The sequence below is a fragment of the Streptomyces sp. NPDC088810 genome (genome assembly GCF_044750305.1).
Lineage (GTDB): Bacteria > Actinomycetota > Actinomycetes > Streptomycetales > Streptomycetaceae > Streptomyces.
The window spans coordinates 542,236-561,956 of the sequence record NZ_JBIVJQ010000001.1 but is presented as its reverse complement, the minus strand read 5'-3'; the positions used below and the strand labels follow the sequence as shown (position 1 = coordinate 561,956).

16 protein-coding genes are annotated in these 19,721 nt (G+C 72.9%); 3 read left to right on the top strand and 13 right to left on the bottom strand.

The features are described 5' to 3' along the window. Nucleotides 1-16: 16 nt before the first annotated feature. The 9 genes from ACIP4Y_RS02510 to hrcA all read right to left on the bottom strand — a co-directional run bounded on the left by ACIP4Y_RS02510 (nucleotide 17) and on the right by hrcA (nucleotide 9,929). Nucleotides 17-922, bottom strand: a complete 906-nt coding sequence (locus ACIP4Y_RS02510; RefSeq protein WP_358642243.1) for a ribonuclease Z — start codon at nucleotides 920-922, stop codon at nucleotides 17-19. A 6-nt stretch (nucleotides 923-928) separates the two neighbouring features. Further along, nucleotides 929-1,282 (bottom strand): histidine triad nucleotide-binding protein, encoded by a 354-nt coding sequence (locus tag ACIP4Y_RS02505; protein ID WP_358642241.1) that lies wholly within the window; start codon nucleotides 1,280-1,282, stop codon nucleotides 929-931. Nucleotides 1,283-1,324: 42 nt separating this feature from the next. Next, entirely contained in the window at nucleotides 1,325-4,582 is a 3,258-nt protein-coding gene (locus ACIP4Y_RS02500; protein ID WP_401386748.1) for a S41 family peptidase, read from the bottom strand. Between the two features lie 47 nt (nucleotides 4,583-4,629). After that, nucleotides 4,630-5,151, bottom strand: coding sequence for a hypothetical protein (locus ACIP4Y_RS02495; RefSeq protein ID WP_401386745.1), 522 nt, complete (start codon nucleotides 5,149-5,151; stop codon nucleotides 4,630-4,632). 177 nt (nucleotides 5,152-5,328) lie between these two features. Then, nucleotides 5,329-5,721, bottom strand: coding sequence for a VOC family protein (locus ACIP4Y_RS02490; RefSeq protein WP_358642235.1), 393 nt, complete (start codon nucleotides 5,719-5,721; stop codon nucleotides 5,329-5,331). A 16-nt stretch (nucleotides 5,722-5,737) separates the two neighbouring features. Continuing rightward, complete coding sequence (locus tag ACIP4Y_RS02485; protein ID WP_358642233.1) at nucleotides 5,738-6,478, bottom strand: 16S rRNA (uracil(1498)-N(3))-methyltransferase; 741 nt, start codon at nucleotides 6,476-6,478, stop codon at nucleotides 5,738-5,740. After that, nucleotides 6,475-7,563: a nitronate monooxygenase gene (locus tag ACIP4Y_RS02480; RefSeq protein WP_401386741.1), complete on the bottom strand. Its 1,089-nt coding sequence runs from the start codon at nucleotides 7,561-7,563 to the stop codon at nucleotides 6,475-6,477. The genes ACIP4Y_RS02485 and ACIP4Y_RS02480 overlap by 4 nt, the downstream gene beginning before the upstream one ends. Before the next feature lie 212 nt (nucleotides 7,564-7,775). Then, on the bottom strand, nucleotides 7,776-8,912 hold the full coding sequence (gene dnaJ / locus ACIP4Y_RS02475) for a molecular chaperone DnaJ (RefSeq protein ID WP_358642230.1): 1,137 nt from the start codon (nucleotides 8,910-8,912) through the stop codon (nucleotides 7,776-7,778). Further along, on the bottom strand, nucleotides 8,913-9,929 hold the full coding sequence (hrcA, locus tag ACIP4Y_RS02470) for a heat-inducible transcriptional repressor HrcA (protein ID WP_358642228.1): 1,017 nt from the start codon (nucleotides 9,927-9,929) through the stop codon (nucleotides 8,913-8,915). Between the two features lie 162 nt (nucleotides 9,930-10,091). On the opposite strand from hrcA, the gene ACIP4Y_RS02465 reads away from it, so the two are divergent. Next, nucleotides 10,092-10,814: an MBL fold metallo-hydrolase gene (locus ACIP4Y_RS02465; RefSeq protein ID WP_401386736.1), complete on the top strand. Its 723-nt coding sequence runs from the start codon at nucleotides 10,092-10,094 to the stop codon at nucleotides 10,812-10,814. A 58-nt stretch (nucleotides 10,815-10,872) separates the two neighbouring features. After that, the gene (locus ACIP4Y_RS02460) at nucleotides 10,873-11,688 is read left to right on the top strand and encodes a DUF3097 domain-containing protein (RefSeq protein WP_401386733.1); all 816 of its coding nucleotides are present in this window, start codon (nucleotides 10,873-10,875) and stop codon (nucleotides 11,686-11,688) included. 1,514 nt (nucleotides 11,689-13,202) lie between these two features. On the opposite strand, the gene ACIP4Y_RS02455 is transcribed toward ACIP4Y_RS02460, so the two are convergent. Then, the gene (locus ACIP4Y_RS02455) at nucleotides 13,203-13,676 is read right to left on the bottom strand and encodes a MarR family winged helix-turn-helix transcriptional regulator (protein WP_401386730.1); all 474 of its coding nucleotides are present in this window, start codon (nucleotides 13,674-13,676) and stop codon (nucleotides 13,203-13,205) included. Nucleotides 13,677-13,808: 132 nt separating this feature from the next. On the opposite strand from ACIP4Y_RS02455, the gene ACIP4Y_RS02450 reads away from it, so the two are divergent. Next, entirely contained in the window at nucleotides 13,809-14,129 is a 321-nt protein-coding gene (locus tag ACIP4Y_RS02450; protein ID WP_401388633.1) for a cupin domain-containing protein, read from the top strand. 225 nt (nucleotides 14,130-14,354) lie between these two features. Here the strand turns inward: ACIP4Y_RS02450 and hemW are convergent, their stop codons facing one another. The 3 genes from hemW to ACIP4Y_RS02435 form a co-directional block, all read right to left on the bottom strand. Beyond that, complete coding sequence (gene hemW / locus ACIP4Y_RS02445) at nucleotides 14,355-15,587, bottom strand: radical SAM family heme chaperone HemW (protein WP_401386727.1); 1,233 nt, start codon at nucleotides 15,585-15,587, stop codon at nucleotides 14,355-14,357. Nucleotides 15,588-15,614: 27 nt separating this feature from the next. Beyond that, nucleotides 15,615-17,435: a SpoIIE family protein phosphatase gene (locus ACIP4Y_RS02440; RefSeq protein ID WP_401388630.1), complete on the bottom strand. Its 1,821-nt coding sequence runs from the start codon at nucleotides 17,433-17,435 to the stop codon at nucleotides 15,615-15,617. 175 nt (nucleotides 17,436-17,610) lie between these two features. Beyond that, nucleotides 17,611-19,485 (bottom strand): AMP-dependent synthetase/ligase, encoded by a 1,875-nt coding sequence (locus tag ACIP4Y_RS02435; RefSeq protein ID WP_401386724.1) that lies wholly within the window; start codon nucleotides 19,483-19,485, stop codon nucleotides 17,611-17,613. Nucleotides 19,486-19,721: the final 236 nt, after the last annotated feature.

Sequence of the window (19,721 nt, the reverse complement as noted above, 5' to 3'; positions counted from 1 at the left end):
GCATCGTACGGGTGTTTTACCGCCGTTTCGGAACCGGCACCCGCAGCAGGTCGTACGCCACGGTCAGCTCGCCCTCGAACCCGGCCGCCCGCGCCTGCCGCTCGAACTCCTCGGGCTCGGTGTAGCGCTGGCTGAAGTGGGTGAGGACCAGGTGGCGTACGCCGGCGTCCCGGGCCACGGCGGCGGCCTGCCCGGCCGTCAGATGCCCGTGCTCCACCGCGAGTTCGATGTCCTCGTCGAGGAACGTGGACTCGATGACGAGCAGGTCGCAGCCCTCCGCGAGCGCGTGCACGCCGTCGCAGAGCCGGGTGTCCATGACGAACGCGAACCGCTGCCCGCGCCGCACCTCGCTGACGTCCTCCAGGGTCACGTCCCCGAGCCGGCCGTCGCGCTGGAGGCGGCCCACGTCCGGGCCCGTGACGCCGTGCGCGGCGAGCCGCTCGGGCAGCATGCGGCGGCCGTCGGGTTCGATCAGCCGGTAGCCGTAGGACTCGACGGGGTGCGAGAGCCTGCGGGCCTCCAGCGTGTACGAGCGGGTCACCGCGAGGATGCCGTCGGCGGCGACCGGGGCCTCGGTGATGCCGACCGTCTCCCGGTAGGCGGTCGCGTAGCGCAGGCGGTCGAAGAAGCGCTGGCCGGAGCGCGGGTAGTGCGCGGTGACCTCGTGCGGCACGCGGTCCAGGTTGATCCGCTGGATGACGCCCGCGAGGCCGAGGGAGTGGTCGCCGTGGAAGTGCGTGACGCAGATCCGGTTCAGGTCGTGGGCGGCGACCCCGGCGCGCAGCATCTGCCGCTGCGTGCCCTCGCCGGGGTCGAACAGGATGCCCTCGCCGTCCCACCTCAGCAGGTAGCCGTTGTGGTTGCGGTGCCGGGTCGGGACCTGGCTGGCGGTGCCGAGGACCACCAGTTCACGTACGGACACGGTTGCTCACCCGGGAGGCCACTGGAGGCCGCGGCCGCCGAGGACGTGGGCGTGGGCGTGCCAGACGGTCTGGCCGGCGCCGCTGCCCGTGTTGAAGACGAGGCGGTAGCTGTCGAGCTTCTCCTCGTCGGCGACGGCCTTCGTTTCGGCGAGTACGTCCGCCGCGATCTGCGGGGCGCCTGCGGCGAGCTCGGCCGCGTTCTCGTAGTGGGCCTTGGGAATCACCAGGATGTGGGTGGGGGCCTGGGGGTTTATGTCCCGGAAGGCGACGGTCGTCTCCGTTTCGCGGACGATCGTCGCCGGGATCTCACCCGCGACGATCTTGCAGAACAGGCAGTCGTTCTGCGGCTCTCCGGCCATGCGTGTGCCTCCTGTGATCAATACCGTGGGCATCGTAGTCGGTCAGGCGGGCATGCCCGGCGGGGTTTTCGCGGGCCGTTCCTCCAGTGCCTCCAGCGCGAGCCTGATGGCCTCGTCCAGCTGGGCGTCTCGGTTCTCTGCCCAGTCCTGTGGGGTCTGTACGACCTCCACGTCCGGGTCCACCCCGTGGTTCTCCACGTCCCAGCCGACGCCCTCCAGCCACATCGCGTACTTCGGCTGGGTGACCAGGGTGCCGTCGACCAGGTGGTAGCGGCTGTCGATGCCGATGACGCCGCCCCAGGTGCGGGTGCCGACGACCGGGCCGATGCCGAGGGCCTTGATCGCCGCGTTGACGATGTCGCCGTCGGAGCCGGAGAACTCGTTGGCGACGGCGACGACCGGGCCGCGCGGGGCGTCGAGGGGATAGCTGGTGGGGCGCATGCCGCGCGGGATGTCCCAGCCGATGATCCGGCGGGCCAGCTTCTCGACCACGAGCTGGGACGTGTGGCCGCCGCGGTTCTCGCGGACGTCGACCACGAGACCCTCGCGGGCCACCTCGACGCGCAGGTCGCGGTGGATCTGGGCCCAGCCGGGAGCCTGCATGTCGGGGACGTGGAGGTAGCCGAGGCGGCCGGCGGAGGCCGCGTGGACGTGAGCGCGGCGGTCGGCCACCCAGGCGTGGTAGCGCAGGGGTTCCTCGTCGGCGATCGGTACGACGACGGTGTGGCGGGGTTCGCCGCCGCCGGCCGGGGAGACGGTCAGTTCGACGGGGTGGCCCGCGGTGCCCACGAGCAGCGGGCCGGGGCCCGTCACCGGGTCCACGGGGTGGCCGGCGACCGCGATGATCGCGTCCCCGGGGCGGACCGCCACCCCGGGCGCGGCGAGCGGGGAGCGGGCGTCCGGGTCGGAGGTCTCCGAGGGGAGGATGCGGTCGATGCGCCAGCTGCCGTCCGCGTGACGGGAGATGTCGGCGCCGAGCAGGCCCTGCCGGGGGCCGCCGGAGCCGCCGCGCGGGATGACGTAGGCGTGCGAGGTGCCGAGTTCGCCGTGCAGTTCCCAGAGCAGGTCGACCAGGTCGCTGTGGGTGGCGAGCCGGCCGAGCAGCGGGCGGTAGCGGTCCAGGACGCCGGTCCAGTCGGCGCCGCCGAGGTCGGGCCGCCAGAAGTGGTCGCGCATGAGCCGGCCGGTCTCGTCGTACATCTGCCGCCACTCGGCGGCCGGGTCGACGGTCTGCCGGACGCGCGCGAGGTCGACGGTGACGCTGGTGTCGCCGTCGTCCTCGGTGCCGGTGCGGCGGTCGCTCGGAACGACCCGCAGGCGGCCGTCGCTCCACAGCAGAACGCGTTTGCCGTCGCCGCTGACCTCGAAGTGGTCGGCGGTGGAGGCGAGGTGCTCCAGTCGGCGCTGGGCCAGGTCGTAGCGCTCCAGCTCGCTGTGCGGCTCGGGGTCCTCGGGGTGGGCGCGGGAGGCGCCGAGGACGCCCTCCACGGGGTGGCGCAGCCAGAGGACGCCGTCCTTGGCGGCCCGCAGGGTGGAGTAGCGGCCCGCCTCCACCGGGAAGGGCACGATCCGGTCGGCGAGCCCTTCGAGGTCGATCCGGGTGGCCGGGGTGCCCTCGCTGTCGGGGGTCTCGTCCTTGTCGGGTGCCTCGAACGGGCGGCCGTGGCGCTGCGGGCCGAACGGCGAGGGGGTGGTGGCGGCCAGGGTGATCAGGTGCGGGCGGGCGCCGACCACGAACGCGAGGTCGAAGGCGTGCTCGTCGTAGACCGGGTCGAAGGCGCGGTTGGAGAGGAACGCGAGGTGTTTGCCGTCGAGGGTGAAGGCGGGCGCGTAGTCCTGGAAGCGCAGCGGGGTCGCCTCGGTGACCGAGAGGTCGGTGGTGTGGGCGATGCGCAGCTGGGAGAGCGGGCGGGGGCCGGGGTGGGCCCAGGCGAGCCAGGCGGAGTCCGGCGAGAAGGCGAGGCCGAAGACCTCGCCGTCGTCGCTGCGGTCGACCTCGCGGACCTCGCCGGTCTCGCGTTCGACCAGGAGCAGTCTGCCGTCGTGCGCGGCCACGGCGGCCCGGCTGCCGTCGGGGGCCATGGCCAGCTCCAGGACCCGGCCGAGCTGCCCGGCGGCGAGCCGGCGCGGCGGGGCGCCGGGCACGGTGCCGGTCGCGGGCGCGAACTCCAGGGCGTCCTCGCCCTCGGCGTCCGTCACCCACACCACCCACTCCTCGCCCTCGGCGCGGAAGGCGCGCGGCATCCGGGCGCGCACGCCGGGGGTGGCGGCCAGGGCGCGGGCGGGGCCGGAGCGGTGGGTGACCCAGTGGATCCCGCCGCGCACGCAGACGGCGCTGCCGCGCGCGGTGTGGTCGGGGGACGCCGCGTCGAACCAGTGCGCGGCGTTCACCGGGCGGGGACGCAGATCGATCCGTGGCCCGCCGAGCCGCACCTCCAGCCGGCGCGGCTCGGCGCCCTCCAGGTCGTCCAGCAGCCAGAGTTCACCGGCCGAGCCGTAGACGACCCGGGTGCCGTCGCCGGAGGCGTGCCGGGCGTAGAAACCTCCCCCGTTCTCGGCTTCGCTCGAGCGGGAGGTGCCCCCCTGCGGTGTGTGCCGGCGCAGGTCGGAGCCGTCGGCGAGGGAGGAGTAGAGCGCGCCGGTGCCCTCGTGGTCGGAGAGGAAGGCGATCCGGTCCCCCGCCCACACCGGGCACTCGATGTTCCCGGCGATGTCCTCGTGCAGCCGGACGAACGCGCCGCTGCCGTCCCGGTCGATCCACAACTTGCCCGCCGTGCCGCCCCGGTAGCGCTTCCAGTGGGCGGCCTCGCGGCCCATCGGCGCGGACAGCAGCACGGTGGCCGGCCCGAGGGCCACATCGCCGACCGGGCCGTACGGCAGGGTCTCGGCCGGTCCGCCGTCCAGCGGGACGGCGTGCGCCCAGCTCTGCCGGGAGCTGGGCCGGCCCTGCGCGCCGAGCGCGAGCACCCGCCCGTCGGGGGTCCAGCCCAGCACCTCGGTACGGCGGTTGCCCCAGTACGTCAGCCGCTTGGCGGGGCCCCCGTCGACCGGGGCGACATGCACCTCGGGGGCGCCGTCCCGGGTGGAGGTCCAGGCGAGGTGTCGTCCGTCCGGCGATATCCGGGGCCGGGTCACCGGCGTGTTGTCGGCGCTGACCCGCCAGGCCCGGCCGCCGTCCAGCGGCGCGAGCCACACGTCGTCCTCGGCGGCGAAGGCCACCAAGTCGCCGTGCAGATGGGGGAACCGGAGATAGGCGGACGTTCCGGATCCCGTGGTTCCCGTCGAAGCACCCTGAGTCACGCCGTCACTCTACGCAGCGACCGGTGTGCCCCGCTCCCGGTTTCGGATCACTTGCCCTCCACGGGCCAGACGGTCCGCGTGACGGTGACGGTCACGGTCACGTCCGGCTTCGGCTGTCCCCCGGTCGGCGGGCGGTACGTCGGCCCGGGCGTCGCCGCGCAGTTGCCGAGCCCGTCGGCGTGGAACACCTGCCGGCCGCCGACCTTGGCCGTCAGGTCACCGCGCACACAGGCGCCGTCGACGGCCTTGGTCACCAGCCCGGTGACGACGATCTTCCGCCCGTCGTCCGTCTCGCCCTGGCAGTCGACGGAGACGACGGTGCTCTCGGACGGCGCGGGCGAGGTGCCACGAGTACCGCCGTCGCCCTGGCGTCCGGTACAGGTCAGCCAGGCGACGTTCACATGCCGGTGCTCCAGCGCGGCGGTCGCGGTCCGATCGGTGGTGTACGCGACGGTGGCCGACCCGAGTCCGCCCGGCTGACACGCCGTGACGGCACCCGCGCCCACCCCGACGAGCACGGCCACGGCCACCGCCCGCGCTCCGCGCCGTATCCGCCTCGATACGCCCATGCAGGGCAGCGTGCCACCACCACCGCCGGCACGGAAGTCCGCATACAGCCACTCACCCGTTCGGGAAACCGGTTCCGGGCGGAAGCGCCCCCGAAGGGGCGCGGGGAACCGCGCGACCAGCCGCAGCGGAGCCGCGGACGACGGACGGCCATCACCGCACCCCGGCGGAGCGCACCGTCAGCCGCGCAGCAGCAGCCACTCCTGGAGTTCCACCAGGTTGCCCTCCGGGTCCTTGAGGTGGGCCACGCGCATACGGTCGGTCATGGGGGCCGGGCCGTGCAGCAGGGTCGCGCCGCGGGCGGTGATCTCGGCGCAGTAGGCGTCGAGGTCGTCGACGCGCAGGACGACCAGGGAGCGGTGGCCGGTGGCGGTGTCGCCCAGTTCGTCCAGGACCTCGGCCATCATCGCGCGGTCCTGCAGCGCGATCCCGGCGGAGCCGGTGTGCGGGCTGAACTTCTCGTACGGGCCGCGGGCCGCCCCGGACTGCGGCTTCAGGCCGAGGACGTCGGCGTAGAAGCGGTAGCAGGCGGCGAAGTCGGTGACGAGCAGCCGGACTTGGGCGAGTTCCACGGTGTCCCCCGGGGAGTCAGGACCAGCGGCCGGTACGGCCCAGCAGCAGGGCCGCGGCGGCGGTGCCGGCGGTGGAGGTGCGCAGGACGGTGGGGCCGAGGACGTAGGGCTGCGCGCCCGCCTCGGCGAAGAGCGCCAACTCCTCCGGCGAGACGCCGCCTTCGGGGCCGACCACCAGCACGATCTCACCCTCGGCGGGGAGTTCGGCGGTGGCCAGGCGCGCGTCGCCGCTCTCGTGGAGCACCGCGGCGAAGTCCGCCCGGGCGAGCAGCGCGCCCACCTGCTTGGTCGTCGCCGCGTCCGCGACCTCGGGGAAGCGGACCCGGCGGGACTGCTTGCCGGCCTCGCGGGCGGTGGCCCGCCACTTGCCGAGGGCCTTCAGCCCGCGCTCGCCCTTCCACTGGGTGATGCAGCGGGACGCCTGCCAGGGCACGATCGCGTCGACGCCGACCTCGGTCATCGTCTCGACGGCCAGTTCGCCGCGGTCGCCCTTGGGCAGGGCCTGCACGACGGTGATGCGCGGGCTGGCCGGCGGCTCCTCGTGCACGGACTCCAGGTCCGTGACGATCAGCCGGTCCTTGCCCTCGGCGGCCTTGACGACGCCCTCCGCCCAGCGTCCGCGCCCGTCGGTGAGGACCACGTCCTCGCCCGGCCGCAGGCGCTTCACGGACACGGCGTGCCGTCCCTCGGGGCCGTCGAGCACGAACTCGCGCCCGACCGGGTCGAGTCGGTCGACGACGAAGACGGGAGCGGTCATCGCGGGTCACCTCCGGGCCGCGGCAGGTCCGACAACGCTGTCCTGGCTTCGGCGAGTTCGGCCGCCAGCACCTCCACCAGCCGTCCTGCGGGCAGTTCCCGGGCCATCCGGTGGCCCTGCCCCGCCCACAGCGCCATGCCCTGCGCGTCCCCGGCCTTGGCGGCGGCCTTGCGCAGCGGCACGGTGAGGTGGTGGACCTCCGGGTAGGCGGCGGGGGCGTACGGGCCGTGCTCGCGCAGGAAGCGGTTGACCAGTCCGCGGGCCGGGCGGCCGGAGAAGGCGCGGGTCAGCTCGGTGCGTGCGAACAGGGGGTTGGTCAGCGCCTGCTTGTGCAGGGCGTGCGCGCCGGACTCGGGGGTGGCGAGAAAGGCGGTGCCCAGCTGGGCCGCGCTCGCGCCCGCCGCGAGGACGGCGGCGATCTGGCTGCCGCGCATGATGCCGCCGGCGGCGACGACCGGGACGCGGACGGCCTCCCGGATCTGCGCGATCAGCGACAGCAGCCCGAGGCCCGAGCCGTCGTTCTCCGGGAGGTCCCGGTGGGTGCCCTGATGTCCGCCGGCCTCCACGCCCTGGGCGATCACCGCGTCCGCGCCGGCCCGCTCGACCGCGCGGGCCTCCTCGGCGGTGGTGGCGGTGACCAGGGTGAGGGTCCCCGCCCGGCGGAAGGTGTCGAGCACCTCCCGGCTCGGCACGCCGAAGTGGAAGGAGACCACCGGCACCGGGTTGTCGAGGAGGACGGCGAGCTTGGCGTCGTAGCAGTCGTCCCGGCCGCTGTCCGGGTCGCCCAGCTCGGTCTCGTACCAGGAGGCCTCGCCGGCCAGCTGGTGCGCGTACACCTCCACCGCGCCGGACTCGGCGTGCTCGGGCTGCGGCATGAACACGTTCACGCCGAAGGGCCGGTTCGTGAGCCCGCGCAGCTGCTTGATCTCCTGGTACATGCCGTCGGCGGTCTTGTACCCGGCGGCGAGGAACCCGAGGCCGCCGGCCTCGGAGACGGCGGCGGCGAGCTGCGGGACGGAGACACCGCCCGCCATGGGGGCCTGCACGATCGGGTGGGGGAAGAGATCGGTCAGCGCGGAGGACATGACCGCATGTTGTCACGTCCCCCGAACAAGTCCGAAACCGGGCGTCCCCCGGCATAGGACACCGGCATAGAGGGTGCCGGAGCACCCCGTACACCCGGTCTCAGCGACCGTTGAAGGCATCCTTCAGCCGCGAGAACAGCCCTTGCTGACCCGGCTGACCGTGTCGGCCCGGGGGGCAACCCCCGGACCCCCGGCAGCACCCGCAGCCGACGTCAGCGACCGTTGAAGGCATCCTTCAGCCGCGAGAACAGCCCTTGCTGACCCGGCTGGAACTGGCCCTGCGGGCGCTCCTCGCCGCGGAGCTTGGCCAGCTCGCGCAGCACTCGCTCCTGCTCGGGGTCCAGCTTGGTCGGCGTGGTCACCTCGACGTGCACGATCAGGTCGCCCCGGCCGCCGCCGCGCAGATGCGTGACACCCCGGTTGTGCAGCGGGATCGACTGGCCGGACTGGGTGCCGGGCCGGATGTCGACCTCCTCCATGCCGTCCAGCGTCTCCAGCGGCACCTTCGTACCGAGGGCCGCCGCCGTCATCGGGATCGTGACCGTGCAGTGCAGGTCGTCGCCGCGCCGCTGGAACATCGGGTGCGGCAGCTCGTGGATCTCGACGTACAGGTCGCCGGCCGGACCGCCGCCGGGGCCGACCTCGCCCTCGCCGGCCAGCTGGATCCGCGTGCCGTTGTCCACACCGGCCGGGATCTTCACGGTGAGCGTGCGGCGGGAGCGGACCCGGCCGTCGCCGGCGCACTCCGGGCACGGGGTCGGCACGACCGTGCCGAAGCCCTGGCACTGCGGGCAGGGACGCGAGGTCATGACCTGGCCCAGGAAGGACCGGGTGACCTGGGAGACCTCACCGCGGCCGCGGCACATGTCACACGTCTGCGCGGACGTGCCCGGAGCCGCGCCCTCACCGTTGCAGGTGTTGCAGACGACCGCGGTGTCGACCTGGATGTCCTTGGTCGTCCCGAAGGCCGCCTCGTCCAGCTCGACCTCGATCCGGATCATCGCGTCCTGGCCGCGCCGGGTGCGCGAGCGCGGCCCGCGCTGCGACGCCGTACCGAAGAACGCGTCCATGATGTCGGAGAAGTTGCCGAAGCCGCCGGCGCCGAAGCCGCCCGCGCCCGCGCCGCCCGACTGGGAGAGCGGGTCGCCGCCGAGGTCGTAGACCTGCTTCTTCTGCGGGTCCGACAGCACCTCGTAAGCGGCGTTGATCTCCTTGAACCGCTCCTGGGTCTTCGGATCCGGGTTGACGTCCGGGTGCAGCTCGCGCGCGAGCCGGCGGAACGCCTTCTTGATCTCATCCTGCGACGCGTCGCGGCGCACGCCGAGAACGGCGTAGTAGTCCGTGGCCACTTACGACTCCGCCAGGATCTGTCCGACGTACCGTGCCACTGCGCGTACCGCTCCCATCGTTCCCGGGTAGTCCATGCGGGTCGGTCCGACCACGCCGAGCTTGGCAACCGCCTCGCCGCCCGAACCGTAGCCGACCGACACGACGGAGGTGGAGTTGAGCCCCTCGTGGGCGTTCTCGTGGCCGATGCGCACGGTCACGCCCGGGTCCTTCGCCTCGCCGAGGAGCTTGAGGAGCACGACCTGCTCCTCCAGGGCCTCCAGGACGGGCCGGATCGTGAGGGGGAAGTCATGTCCGAAGCGGGTGAGATTGGCGGTACCGCCGATCATCAGCCGCTCCTCGTTCTCCTCCACCAGTGTCTCCAGCAGAGTGGAGAGCACCGTGGAGACCGTACCGCGGTCCTCCGGCTCGAAGGCCTCCGGCAGGTCCTCGACCAGCTTCGGCACATCGGTGAACCGTCGGCCCGCGACCCGGCTGTTGAGCCGCGCCCTGAGGTCCGCGAGCGAGGCCTCGCCGAACGGCGCCGGGCAGTCGACCATGCGCTGCTCGACCCGTCCGGTGTCCGTGATCAGCACGAGCATCACGCGCGCGGGAGCCAGCGAGAGCAGCTCCACGTGCCGGACGGTGGACCGGGTCAGCGACGGGTACTGCACCACGGCGACCTGCCGGGTCAGCTGCGCGAGCAGCCGCACCGTCCGCGCCACGACGTCGTCGAGGTCGACGGCGCCCTCCAGGAAGTTCTGGATGGCCCGTCGCTCGGGCGGGGTCATCGGCTTCACGCCCGCGAGCTTGTCCACGAACAGCCGGTAGCCCTTGTCGGTGGGGATCCGCCCCGCGCTGGTGTGCGGCTGGGCGATGTACCCCTCGTCCTCCAGGGCCGCCATGTCGTTGCGGACGGTCGCCGGGGACACCCCGAGGTTGTGCCGCTCGGTCAGGGCCTTCGACCCGACCGGCTCCTCGGTGCCGACATAGTCCTGGACGATGGCGCGCAGTACCTGAAGCCTGCGTTCACTCAGCATTCGCGCGCACCTCCAGCATGTCGTCCCCTCGTCCCTTCGGGTCGTCGGCCTGGCACTCTTCGTATGCGAGTGCCAACGTTCCCCGGCCCAGTGTACGGCTGTCGGCTACACACTGGGCAAGGTCGGACCCCGGTACGGGGTCGTACCGCTAGCGTCGCCGGTATGAGCGTGACTTGGGAAGAGCTGGGCTGGGAACGGCTGACCACCGGGGTGGGACGGTGCCGGCTGCCCGGCTGGGACTGCACGGCGGGGCTGGTCCTCGGAGAGGGGACGGCGCTCCTCGTGGACGCCGGGTCGAGCCTGGCGGAGGGGGCCCGGCTGCGCGCGCGGGCCGAGGAACTGGCGGGCGGCCGTGTGACCCATCTCGCTCTCACCCATCCCCACTTCGACCACGTGTTCGGCGCGTCCGTGTTCGCCGGGGCGGAGGTGTTCGCGGCGGTGGGCCTGGACGCGGCGCTGGCGTACGAGCGCGAGGAGCTGCGCCTGGACGCGATCAGGAACGGGCTGCCGGTGGCGGACGCCGACGAGGCGGCGGACGCGCTCTTCCCGCCCGGCCACCTGGTCTCCGGCGAGTGGACCCTCGACCTCGGCGGCGGTCGGCAGGCACTGCTGGCCAACGTGGGCCCCGGCCACACGGCGTACGACCTGGCGGTCCTGGTGCCGGGGGATCCGGAGGTGGTCTTCTGCGGCGACCTGGTGGAGGAGTCCGGCGAGCCGCAGGCGGGCCCGGACGCGATCCCGGCCCGCTGGCCGGACGCCCTCGACCGGCTGCTGGCGCTGGGCGGCGATGACGCGTTGTACGTGCCCGGCCACGGAGCGGTGGTGGACGCGGGGTTCGTCCGCCGCCAACGGGACGCCCTGGCAACGCGGTTCGGCGTGATCTGAGGGGCCCTTCCCGGCGTGTCGTACCCCTCGGTACGCGGCTTCTCCTATCGTCATCCGAATGCGCCAGTACTCCGCCGACCTGACCCCTCCCTGGAAGAAGCCGCAGCCGGTACCGGAGGTTCCGGCCGAGCCGGGCCTGGTGGTGGAGGAGCCCGGCACCGGGTTCTGCGGGGCGGTGATCCGCTGCGAGGCCGGCACGGTGACCCTGGAGGACCGCTTCGGCAAGCACCGGGTGTTCCCGCTGGAGCCGCGCGGCTTCCTGCTGGAGGGGCGGGTGGTGACGCTGGTCCGGCCGTCCTCGTCGGCTCCGGTACGTCCCACCCGTACGGCCTCCGGTTCGGTCGCCGTCCCCCGGGCACGCGCACGGGTGGCCCGCGCCGGCCGCATCTACGTGGAGGGCCGGCACGACGCCGAGCTGGTCGAGAAGGTGTGGGGCGACGACCTTCGCATCGAGGGCGTGGTCGTGGAGTACCTGGAGGGCGTGGACGACCTGCCGTCCATCGTGGAGTCCTTCGCCCCGGGCCCCGACGCCCGCCTGGGCGTCCTGGTGGACCACCTGCTGCCCGGCACGAAGGAGTGGCGCATCGCGGAGTCGGTGACCAGCGAACACGCACTGCTGGTCGGCCACCCGTTCATCGACATCTGGCAGGCGGTGAAACCGGCCTCGCTGGGCATCCCGGCATGGCCGACGGTACCGAAGGGGCAGGACTGGAAGACGGGGGTGTGCCGGGCCCTGGGCTGGCCGTCGGACAACACCGGAGCGGTGTGGCAGGCGATCCTGAAGCGGGTGGGCTCCTACAGGGACCTGGAGCCGGAGCTGCTGGGACGCGTGGAGGAGCTGATCGACTTCGTCACGGGCAGCGGCGGGGCCTGACCTTCTCGTAGGCGGCGCATTCGGTGGTGTCCGGTTCGATGCGGAGGGGCTCCAGCGGCGTCAGGTCGCCGGACTCGGTTGGCCGCCGGCACCGGTGATCCGGCACCTCGCTCCGGCACCACCCTCGCCCGCCCAGGGTCCCGCGCGGCCGGCCGTTTGATGTGGCTGTGCTCCGCCGAACCCGACCTTGTGGCGGAGCTGTCAGCAAAAGAGGGCTCGCGGGGCAGGAGGTGCCGGGGCGCTCCGCCACCACCGTCTACGCGAATACGCGAAGGCCCCTGGCGTCCGCCGGCCCGCCGCCGTGCTGCGCGCCCGGCACGCCCCGCACCCACGTCACCTCGTCGAGTCCCTCCCGCCGGACGAGAGCGTGGGCTGGGCCGGCGTCCCCGAGGACGTACGGCTGCGGCATGCGGCACTGCTGCCCGGGCCGGGACCCGGCGGCCCGCCCGGCAGCGCGCGGCTCACCCGGGAGCGGGCCCGGCACGGTCTCGGCGGCCGGCTCCACTACGCGCCGTCCACCCAGCCGGACGGGCTGCTCACGGCGGGCCTCCTCGACGGCGCGGACCTGGTCGGTGTGGTGCTGACCGGCCTCGGCCTCGAGTGGAATGGGCCCTCGACCGTGGAGGCGCTGCTCACCGGCGGAACATGGACCGATCACGCCGGACTGCCAGGCGTTCACCGTCCGGGGACGACAGCCGGCCGACTCGCCTCCCCTAGGGCGGGCACCCACGGCGCCGACGCGCCGGCGAAGAGATCCACCTGCTCGCCTCCGTCCCCGACCCGGCCCGGGGACCGCGGCCGAGGACGGTGGCGCGTTTGTAGTGGCACCAGGGGGGAGGCAGGGACCGGAATTGTTAATTCCCGCCGCCACCGGGCCTACCCCACGCGCGACCAAGCGGAGTGGTCCCGGCATCCACCGCGAACGACGCCGCTCCAGGCCGCGGCCTCCGCCATTCCAGACCATCCGCCATCAGGCTCCTGCCGGCCACCATGCAGGGCCACCCAGGGCGCATCCAAGCGGAATCGGTCTCGGCACCAGGGGGCGACGGGCCGATCCCGTGATCGTGTAAATGTCCTTGACAAGCCCACGCGAGGCCCGCCATGGTCTGCCAGGTCACGGCTCGGAGCCGGGGGAATTCGGATTTCGGGGGATCAAGGGAACGACACAGTCGGCCGATCGCTCGGCGCACTGATGGGCCGTAAGCTTCCGGCCACGCTCCCGTGGGAATGCCCGACGGTCGAGCGGCTGGTCGCGCGGCTGCTCGGCGGACCGGCGCCGGAGTCGACGGCCCCGGGCGGGACGGAGGGGTCCGGGGCGCCCGTGAGCGGCGAGCCCATCGCCGTCGTGGGCATGCCCTGCCGCTTCCCCGGCGCCGATGCGCGGCCCGGCTGCGCCCCGCGAGCATCGACGCGATCGAGACCGGACTGGGCCTTGCGAAGGCGCGCCGCGCCCCCTCAGGGGACAGGGACCTCGAACCAGCCACGCCGCACGGCCGGCGGTGAAAATAAAAACTTCACCACGTGGGCCGCAGCGGAGGAATACGGCCCCCGCTCAGCGTCGTAATCATTTCGGCCAGCGTCATCCGCAGGGTGTACATCGGGATCTTACCGGTCTGGCCGATGATTTCGGCTTCGAGATCATGCAGCACGGCACCGGCCACAGAAAGGTGCTCGTAAGCCTTTTCGGTCAGCTGAATCAGCTGACGGCGGCCGCCGGACGGATGCTGCACGCGCATCACGTAGCCGCGTTCTTCGAGGTGCGTGACCATTCCACTGACCGCCTGCTTGGTAATTCCCAGCGCGGCGGCCAGTTCGGTGCCGGTGGCGCCTTCGCCCTTCAGCACCTGAAGGGCCATTCCGTCAATCGGCCTGATGTCTTCGTAACCACGTTCGTTGAGTCTGCCCACGAACTCCCCGAGCAACAGCTGAAACGTCATCCCGACAAGGTAGATGAGCTCGTAGTCAGTCAGGTCATCCGCGTTTTTCATAGGTCCATGTTGACACACGCTCACCCGCTCCTATTAAAGTGTGTCAAGTAACTTGACACACGAGGGGGCGGTACCACCATGATTCTCATCAACCCATCCGAAGACCGGACAATCAGGACCGCGTCCGCCGTGATGCACGGCCTCGCCGCGCCGAGCCAGGGCAGCAACCAGGTGGCGACCTGGAGGGTCTCGGTGACCGACGGAGGCGAGTCCCCCGTCCACGTCATCGACAAGGACCAGATCTGGATGCCGGTCACCGGCTCCTTCGAGTTCACGGTCGACGGCGAGACCGAGCAGGTCTCGGCCGGTCAGGCCCTCGTGGTACCGGCCGGATCCGTACGCCGGTTCCGCAGCACCGGCGAGCCGCTCGAGGCGCTGGTCGCCATGCAGGCCGGAGCGCTGGTGAGCATTCCCGGCACCGAAGGAGCCAACCCGATCCCCTGGGCTGTCTGACATCGGATCAGGGCCCCTGGCCTGACGGGTGACCGGCTCCGCCAGGCGGGCCGTCACCCGGCGTCCGTCCCCCTGTCCGAAGGAACGCAATGTCGGACAGCCCGACCACGCCGCCCCAGGTGGCCGCCCGGTGAGCCGAGCGCCGGTCGTCGACAGCCCTCTTCGATCGTGACCTGCCAGCTCATGATCATGCTGGACCTGACGATCGTGCCATCGCCGGAGTGATCAGTCCACCAGGTCCCGTACCACCGCGTCCGCCAGCAGCCGCCCCCGCAGGGTCAGCGCGGCCCGCCCCTCCTCGTACGGCCCCTGCTGGAGGAGTCCGTCCGCCAGCGCGCGCCGGGACGCCGTGAGCCCCACCTCCTTCAGCAGGGACAGCGGAACCCCCTCCCGCAGCCGAAGCTCCAGGAGGATGCGCTCCACTCGCCGGTCCTCGTCGGACAGCAGTTCCCGGCCCGCGCCCGGGGAGCGGCCGGAGGCGAGGGCCGCCGCGTACGCCCCCGGGTGCTTGACGTTCCACCAGCGCACCCCGCCCACGTGCGAGTGGGCCCCGGGACCCGCGCCCCACCAGTCGGCGCCGCGCCAGTACAGCTCGTTGTGCAGGCAGCGGCCCGCCTCCGAGGTGGCCCAGTTGGAGACCTCGTACCAGTCGAAGCCCGCCGCGCTCAGCATCTCCTCGGCGATCAGGTACCGGTCGGCGTGCACGTCGTCGTCGGTCATCGGGACCTCGCCCCGGCGGATCCGGCGGGCGAGCTGGGTGCCCTCCTCGACGATGAGCGCGTAGGCGCTGATGTGGTCGGGGCCGGCGCCGAGGGCGGCCGCCAGGGACGCCCGCCAGTCGTCGTCGCTCTCCCCCGGCGTGCCGTAGATCAGGTCGAGGTTGACGTGCTCGAAGCCCGCAGCCCGCGCCTCCGCCACGCACGCCTCGGGGCGGCCGGGGGTGTGCGTCCGGTCGAGCACGCGCAGCACGTGCTGTCGCGCGCTCTGCATGCCGAAGGAGATCCGGTTGAAGCCGCCCTCACGGAGGGTGGCGAGGTACGCGGGGTCGACGGACTCCGGGTTCGCCTCCGTGGTGATCTCCGCGCCCGGCGCGAGACCGAACTCGGCGCGGATCACCCCCAGCATCCGTACGAGATCATCGGCGGCCAGCAGGGTCGGCGTACCGCCGCCGACGAAGACCGTGCGAACCTCGCGCTGGTCGTCGCCCAGCACCTTCCGCGCCAGCCGGATCTCGTCGGCCAACGTGTCGGCGTAGTTGTCCCGGGAGGCGAGCACGCCGCCGGTGCCGCGCAGCTCGGTCGCGGTGTAGGTGTTGAAGTCGCAGTAGCCGCAGCGGGTCGCGCAGTACGGGACGTGCAGGTAGAAACCGAGCGGGCGGCCTGCGGCCCCGGCGAGCGCGTGCGCGGGCAGCGCGCCGTCGGCGGGGACGGGCTCGCCGTCGGGGAGTGCGGAAGGCATGCCTTCCATTGTCCAGCACCGCGGGCGTTACTCCGCCTGGAGCACCAGCAGGGCCAGGTCGTCCTCGGGCAGGCCGCCGCCGAAGTCGTGGACCAGGCGGCGGATCCTTTCCGCGATCAGCTCGGCGCTCAGCCCGGCGCAGCCGGACAGGGCGCGGGCGAGCCCGTCGCCGTCGTCGAACTGGCGGCTGCCGGAGCGCCGCTCGGTGACCCCGTCGGTGACACACAGCAGGCTGTCACCGGGGCGCAGCTCCAGGGTCTCGCTGGTGTACGTCTCGTCCTCCACGACGCCGAGCAGCGTCTGCGGACGGGCGGCGGTGCGCACGGTGCCGTCGGGGCCGAGGACGAGCGGCAGCGGGTGGCCGGCGGAGGCGAGGGTGCAGCGGACCCCGCCGTCGTACGGCGTCAGCTCGCCGTAGAGAAGGGACAGGAACCGGGTCTGGGGGCCGTCCCCGGCGGTCATCGGCCGGCCGCCGGCGACCAGGGCGCGGGCGGCGGCGTCGGCGGCCTCGGTGGCGTCGTCCAGCAGGAGCTGGTTGAGGCGGTCCAGGACGTCGGCGACCCGGTAGCCCTCGCGGGCGAGGAGGCGCAGCCAGGGACGGGCCAGCCCGATCACCACGGCGGCCTCCGGGCCCTTGCCCTGGACGTCGCCGACGGCGAAGCACCAGCGGCCGTCGCCCGCCGGGAACAGGTCGTAGAAGTCGCCGCTCGGGCCGCCCTTGTCGCAGGGCTCGTAGACGAGCGCGCTGCGCACGCCGGGGATCTCGGCGACCGCGCCGGGCAGCAGGCCGCGCTGCAGGACGGCGCTGATGGTGGCCTGGCGGGCGTACTGGCGGGCCGCGCCGATGGCGAGGGCGACCCGGCGGCCGAGGTCCTCCACCAGCCCGGTGACCTCGTCGGGAAAGCCGGTGATCCCGCACCGGCCGATGACGAGCGTGCCGAGCGGCCGGCCGCCCGCGATCAGCCGGTACGACAGCGCCGTCCCGTTGACGCCCTGCGGGCCGAGGGCGTGGCCGGGCCAGGGGTAGGACTCGGGTCCGGAACGCAGCCCGTCCGGCGGGCACGGCGGCTCCTTCTCCAGCGCGCACCGCAGTTCCTCTATGCGGGCCTCGCTGGCGTGCCAGACCCGGGCGGGCCCGCCGCCGGCGCCGCCGCGTACGGTCGCCTCGTCCTCCAGCCAGACCGCGCACCAGTCGGCGAGCCGGGGCACGATCAGCTGGCCGGTGAGCGCGGCGACCAGGTTCTCGTCCAGCTGCCCGGCGAGCAGGTCGGAGGCCTCGGCGAGGAAGGACAGGGCGCCCCGGCCGAGCCAGTCCCGGTCGCCCTCGGCGCGCTGCGGCTGCGGGGCGAGGTCCTCGGCGATCCCCAGGGCGGGGTCGGGGCCGGGGCCGTCCAGGGCCTCGCTGCCGCCCGGGGGCAGCCGCGCCCAGACGGTCTTGGCGGCGGCGCGGTAGGTGACGCCCCAGGACTCGGCGAGCGTGGCGACCAGGCGCAGGCCGCGCCCGTACTCGGGGGTGTCGTACGTCCCCTCGCCGCCCGTGGCGTCCCGCGGGGCCCGGGAGGGGTGCTGGTCGTGCACCTCGACCACGAACGCGCCGGTCTGCTCCAGCCGCCACTCGACGCGCACCTCCGTGCCGGCGTGCACGACGGCGTTGGTGACCAGCTCGCTGACGACGGCCATGACGTCGTCGGCGAGCCGGGCGGAGACCCCGGGCGCCTCGGCCAGCGCGGCCCGCAGCAGCGCGCGGGCCGAACCCGGGGCGAGGGGACTCCCGGGCAGCGTGGCCCATCCCCGCGTCTCACCGGGGTGGGTGCCGCCGCTCTCCCGCTGCGTCGGTATGGCCGCCATGTCCATGCGGCCAGGGTGACAGACAGGAGGCACTCATCAGCGTTGAGTTACTGAAGTGACCAGAACAGGGAACCATTCGGGCACCGGCGAGCATCAAAGGGGCGCGGGGAACCGCGCGACGCGCCACACACGACCCGCAGCCGCCGGCTGTCCCCGCCGCCCCTCCGGAACCGTGCTACGCCTCCCGCGTCCCGGCGTACATCTCCTCGATGAGGTGCTTGTACTCCCGCTCCACCACCGGCCGCTTCAGCTTCAGGCTCGGCGTGATCTCCCCGTGCTCCACGTCGAGGTCCCGCGGCAGCAGCCGGAACTTCTTGATGGTCTGCCACTTCTGCAGCCCGGCGTTGAGCTGCCGCACGTACCCGTCGACCATCTCGACCGTCTGCGGCGCGGCGACGATCTCGGCGTACGACTTGCCCTCCAGCCCGTTCTCCTTCGCCCAGTCGAGGATGGCCGGCTCGTCCAGGGCGATGAGGGCGGTGCAGTAGTTCCGGTCGGCGCCGTGCACCAGGATGTTGGAGACGTACGGGCACACCGCCTTGAACTGGCCCTCGACCTCGGCCGGAGCGACGTACTTGCCGCCGGAGGTCTTGATGAGGTCCTTCTTGCGGTCGGTGATGCGCAGGTAGCCGTCGGGCGACAGCTCGCCGATGTCGCCGGTGTGGAACCAGCCGTCGGACTCCAGCACCTCGGCGGTCTTCTCGGGCTGCTGGTGGTAGCCCTCCATGATGCCGGGGCCGCGCAGCAGGATCTCGCCGTCGTCGGCGATACGGACCTCGGTGCCGGGCAGCGGCTTGCCGACCGTGCCGGTGCGGTAGGCCTCGCCGGGGTTGACGAAGGAGGCCGCGGAGGTCTCGGTGAGGCCGTAGCCCTCCAGGATGTGGATGCCGGCGCCGGCGAAGAAGTAGCCGATCTCCGGGGCGAGCGCGGAGGCACCGGAGACGCAGGCGCGCAGCCGGCCGCCGAAGGCCTCGCGGAGCTTGCCGTAGACGAGGGTGTCGGCGACCTTGTGCTTGGCGGCGAGCCCGAACGGCACGGAGGCGGTGCCGGTGCGCCGGAAGTTGTCCTGGCTGGCCTTCGCGTACTCGCGGGCGACCTCGGCGGCCCACTGGAAGATCTTGTACTTGGCCGCGCCGCCCTCGCGGGCCTTGGCGGCGACGCCGTTGTAGACCTTCTCGAAGATGCGCGGCACGGCCGCCATGTACGTCGGCTGCACCACCGGCAGATTCTCGATGATCTTGTCGACCCGGCCGTCCACGGCGGTGACGTGCCCGACCTCGATCTGCCCGGAGGTGAGCACCTTGCCGAAGACGTGCGCGAGCGGCAGCCACAGGTACTGCACGTCCTCGGCGCTGATCAGGCCGGTCGCGGCGATCGCCTTCGCCATGTAGGCCCAGTTGTCGTGCGGCAGGCGCACGCCCTTGGGGCGGCCGGTGGTGCCGGAGGTGTAGATGAGGGTGGCGAGCTGGTCCTTGGTGATCGCACCGACCCGCTCCTTGATCAGCTGCGGGTGCTGTTCCAGGTAGGCGGCGCCGCGCTCCTCCAGCTCGGCGAGGGTGAGCACCCAGTCGCCGCTCTCGACGCCGGCCGGGTCGATGACCACGACCTTGGTCAGCGCGGGCAGCTCGGCACGCTTCTCCACGGCCTTGGCGAGCTGGGCCGCGTCCTCGGCGATCAGCACCCGGCTCTCGGAGTCGGAGAGGATGAACGCCGACTCCTCGGCGTTGGTCTGCGGGTAGACGGTCGTGGTGGCGCCGCCCGCGCACATGATGCCGAGGTCGGCGAGGATCCACTCCACCCGGGTGGAGGAGGCGAGCGCCACCCGCTGCTCGGGCTGGACGCCCAGCTCGATGAGCCCGGCCGCGATCGCGTACACCCGCTCGGCCGCCTGGCCCCAGCTGAGCGACTTCCAGCCGTCGGGGCCCTGGCCGGAGGCCGGCGGCACGGGGTGGCGGTAGGCCTCGGCGTCCGGTGTGGCCGCCACGCGCTCCAGGAAGAGGGCTGCCACGGACGGCGGACGGTTCTCGATCAAAGTCTGTGTGTCGCTCACGACATCCTCCGGGGGCCCGCGACGGTGCGGCTGACTCGGTGCGGCTGGGTTAACTCACGGTGGGGATTCAGGCTGTTGTTTAACTCGCGAGTAACTATCGAGCAGGGATCAGGGTAAGGGGCGACCGGCCGCTGCGTAAGGGGCTTCGGCCTGTCACTTTCCACTCAGCGCGACGCTACGCACGCGTAGGGGCCCGCCGCGCTTTCGCACGACGGGCCCCCACATGCCCGCTTTGC